Source organism: Sphingomonas sp. Leaf10 (assembly GCF_001421245.1).
Lineage (GTDB): Bacteria > Pseudomonadota > Alphaproteobacteria > Sphingomonadales > Sphingomonadaceae > Sphingomonas.
Map to the genome: position 1 here is coordinate 238,300 of NZ_LMKE01000006.1, position 3,063 is coordinate 241,362.

General features: G+C 66.2%; 2 protein-coding genes. Both read right to left on the reverse strand.

Features of this window, described 5'->3' with window-relative positions; genetic code table 11:
• Positions 1-130: 130 nt before the first annotated feature.
• Positions 131-1,726 (reverse strand): carboxyl transferase domain-containing protein, encoded by a 1,596-nt coding sequence (locus tag ASE59_RS07600; protein WP_056454546.1) that lies wholly within the window; start codon positions 1,724-1,726, stop codon positions 131-133.
• Positions 1,723-2,883, reverse strand: a complete 1,161-nt coding sequence (locus ASE59_RS07605; protein ID WP_056454550.1) for an acyl-CoA dehydrogenase family protein — start codon at positions 2,881-2,883, stop codon at positions 1,723-1,725. The genes ASE59_RS07600 and ASE59_RS07605 overlap by 4 nt, the downstream gene beginning before the upstream one ends.
• Positions 2,884-3,063 lie beyond the last annotated feature (180 nt).

The following is a 3,063-nucleotide window of genomic DNA, read 5'->3' on the forward strand; positions in this document are numbered from 1 at the left end:
TGCCCTGCCCACGCGCTGTCACGGCTCCGCTTCAACCGACGTTCGGCGTTACGGCCATTACCGCCCCCCAACTGGACCCCGGCCTGCGCCGGGGTACGAAGTGGCAGATGGGAGTGCGCAGTCACCGCCATCACATCCGGAAGATGCCGAACTGCGCCCGGTCGGCAATCGGTGCGTTGAGCGTCGCCGACAGGGCGAGGCCGAGCACGTCGCGGGTCTGTTCGGGCAGGATCACCCCGTCGTCCCACAGGCGCGCGGTGGCATAGTACGGGCTGCCCTCCGCTTCATAGCGGTCGCGGATCGGGGTCTTGAACGCTTCGGCTTCCTCCGGCGTCCAGGTGTCCGCATCACGATGGACGGTCGCCAGCACGCTCGCTGCCTGTTCGCCGCCCATCACCGAAATGCGGCTATTGGGCCAGGTGAACAGGAAACGTGGGCTATAGGCCCGCCCGCACATGCCGTAATTGCCCGCGCCAAAGCTACCGCCGATCAGCACGGTCAGTTTCGGCACCTGTGCCGTCGCGACGGCGGTGACCAGCTTCGCGCCGTGCTTGGCGATGCCCTCCGCCTCATATTTGCCGCCGACCATGAAGCCCGAGATGTTCTGAAGGAACAGCAAGGGCGTGCGCCGCTGGCAGGCGAGTTCGATGAAATGCGCGCCCTTCTGCGCGCTTTCGGAGAACAGCACGCCGTTGTTGGTAAGGATCGCGACCGGCATTCCCCAGATACGCGCGAAGCCGCAGACCAGCGTCGTGCCGTAGAGCGGTTTGAATTCGTGCAGTTCGGAGCCGTCGACCAGTCGCCCGATTACCTCGCGCACGTCATAGGGCGCGCGCACGTCCGTCGGCACGATGCCCGCCAGATCGGCGGGATCGTGGAGCGGCGGGCGCGGATCGGCCAGCGCGACCTCCGCACGGCGCGGCGGTGGCAGGGTCGCGACGATGTCGCGAACGATCAGCAGCGCCTGTTCGTCATCCTCGGCGACATGATCGACCACCCCCGATTTGCGGCCATGGGTGTCGGCCCCGCCCAGTTCCTCGGCGCTGATGACCTCTCCGGTCGCGGCTTTTACGAGGGGCGGTCCGGCGAGGAAGATCGTCCCCTGCCCGCGCACGATCACGGTTTCGTCGGACATGGCGGGGACGTACGCGCCGCCCGCCGTGCAACTGCCGAGCACGCAGGCGATCTGCGGGATGCCCTTTGCCGACATCTGCGCCTGATTGAAGAAGATGCGACCGAAATGGTCGCGGTCGGGGAATACTTCGGCCTGATGCGGCAGGTTCGCGCCGCCGCTGTCGACCAGATAGATGCACGGCAGATGATTTTCGGTCGCGATCTCCTGCGCGCGGAGATGCTTCTTGACCGTCATCGGAAAATACGCGCCGCCCTTCACCGTCGGGTCGTTGGCAACGACCATCACCTGTCGGCCATGGACGCGACCGATACCGGCGATCACGCCCGCCGCCGGGGCCTCGTCGCCATACATGCCGCCCGCCGCCAGCGCGCCGATTTCGAGGAACGGCGATCCGGCGTCGAGCAGCCGGTGGATGCGGTCGCGCGGCAACAGCTTGCCCCGCGACACATGACGTTCGCGGCTGCGCTCGGGACCGCCGAGCGCCGTGCGGGCGGTGCGCGTCCGCAGTTCGTCGGCAAGCGCGCCGTTGTGCGCGGCATTGGCGGTGAAGGCGTCGGACCCGCGATCGACCAGCGTCGGCAGCACCGTCATTGTGCGCGCGTCCCCTCACCCAGCAATTCGCGACCGATCAGCATCCGGCGAACTTCGTTGGTCCCGGCACCGATGTCGAGCAGCTTCGCATCGCGGAAATAGCGTTCGACCGGCCAGTCCCGGGTATAGCCGGCGCCGCCCAGCGCCTGAATCGCGTCATTGGCGACCTTCACTGCATTTTCGGACGCCAGCAGGATCGCACCCGCCGCATCGTGGCGGGTGGTGCGGCCGGCGTCGCAGGCGCGCGCCACCGCATAGACGTATGCACGGGCGCTGTTCAGCGCGACCGACATGTCGGCGATCTTGCCCTGCATCAGCTGGAACGCGCCGATCGGTTTGCCGAACTGCTTGCGTTCGGCGACATAGGGCAGGACGGTGTCGAGGCACGCCTGCATGATTCCCAGCTGGATGCCCGACAGCACGACGCGTTCGTAATCGAGGCCCGACATCAGCACGCCGACGCCGCCGTTCAGCGGCCCCATGACGTTCTCTTGCGGCACGAAACAGTCGTTGAAGACCAGCTCGGCGGTCGGCGATCCGCGCATGCCCATCTTGTCGATCTTCTGCCCGATCGAGAAGCCGGCGAAACCCTGTTCGATCAGGAAGGCGGTAATCCCTTTCGACCCCGCATCGGGCTGGGTCTTGGCATAGACGACCAGCGTCGCGGCATAGGGGGCGTTGGTGATCCAGAACTTCGTGCCGTTCAGGCGATAGCCGCCGTCGACCCTGTCGGCGCGCAGCTTCATCGAGACAACGTCGGAACCGGCGCCGGCTTCGGACATGGCGAGCGATCCGACATGGTCGCCGCTGATGAGCTTGGGGAGATATTTCGCCTTTTGCTCGGCATTGCCCCAGCGCGCGATCTGATTGACGCACAGGTTGGAGTGCGCGCCGTAGGACAGGCCGACCGAGGCGGAGGCGCGGGCAACTTCCTCGCAGGCAACGACATGTTCGAGATAGCCGAGGCCGAGGCCGCCATCTTCTTCTTTCACGGTGATGCCGTGCAGGCCCAGCGCGCCCATTTCGGGCCAGAGTTCTTGCGGGAAGCGATCCTCGGCATCGACCGCGGCGGCGATCGGCGCGATGCGATCCGCGGCGAAGTGCTGCGTGGTCTCGCGAATGGCGTCGGCCATCTCGCCGAGCGCGAAATCGAGCATGTCTCTCTCCTGTGGTCCGGTCTTTGCCGGATCGTATCTGTTGTGACCATTAGAGGTTATCGAAGGTCGAACGCAAGGTAGGTATCGGGTCGGCTATTCTCTCCCCTCCCTGGAAGGGAGGGGTCGGGGGTGGGTTGGCCTGCGAGGGAAGGTTCCGCTCGCCAACGGGCCTACCCCCCC

What these genes read in the sequence shown, in the direction of transcription:
- ASE59_RS07600 (WP_056454546.1), bottom strand. Translation starts at nt 1,726, where the DNA reads ATGACGGTGCTGCCGACGCTGGTCGATCGCGGGTCCGACGCCTTCACC.
- ASE59_RS07605 (WP_056454550.1), bottom strand. Translation starts at nt 2,883, where the DNA reads ATGCTCGATTTCGCGCTCGGCGAGATGGCCGACGCCATTCGCGAGACC.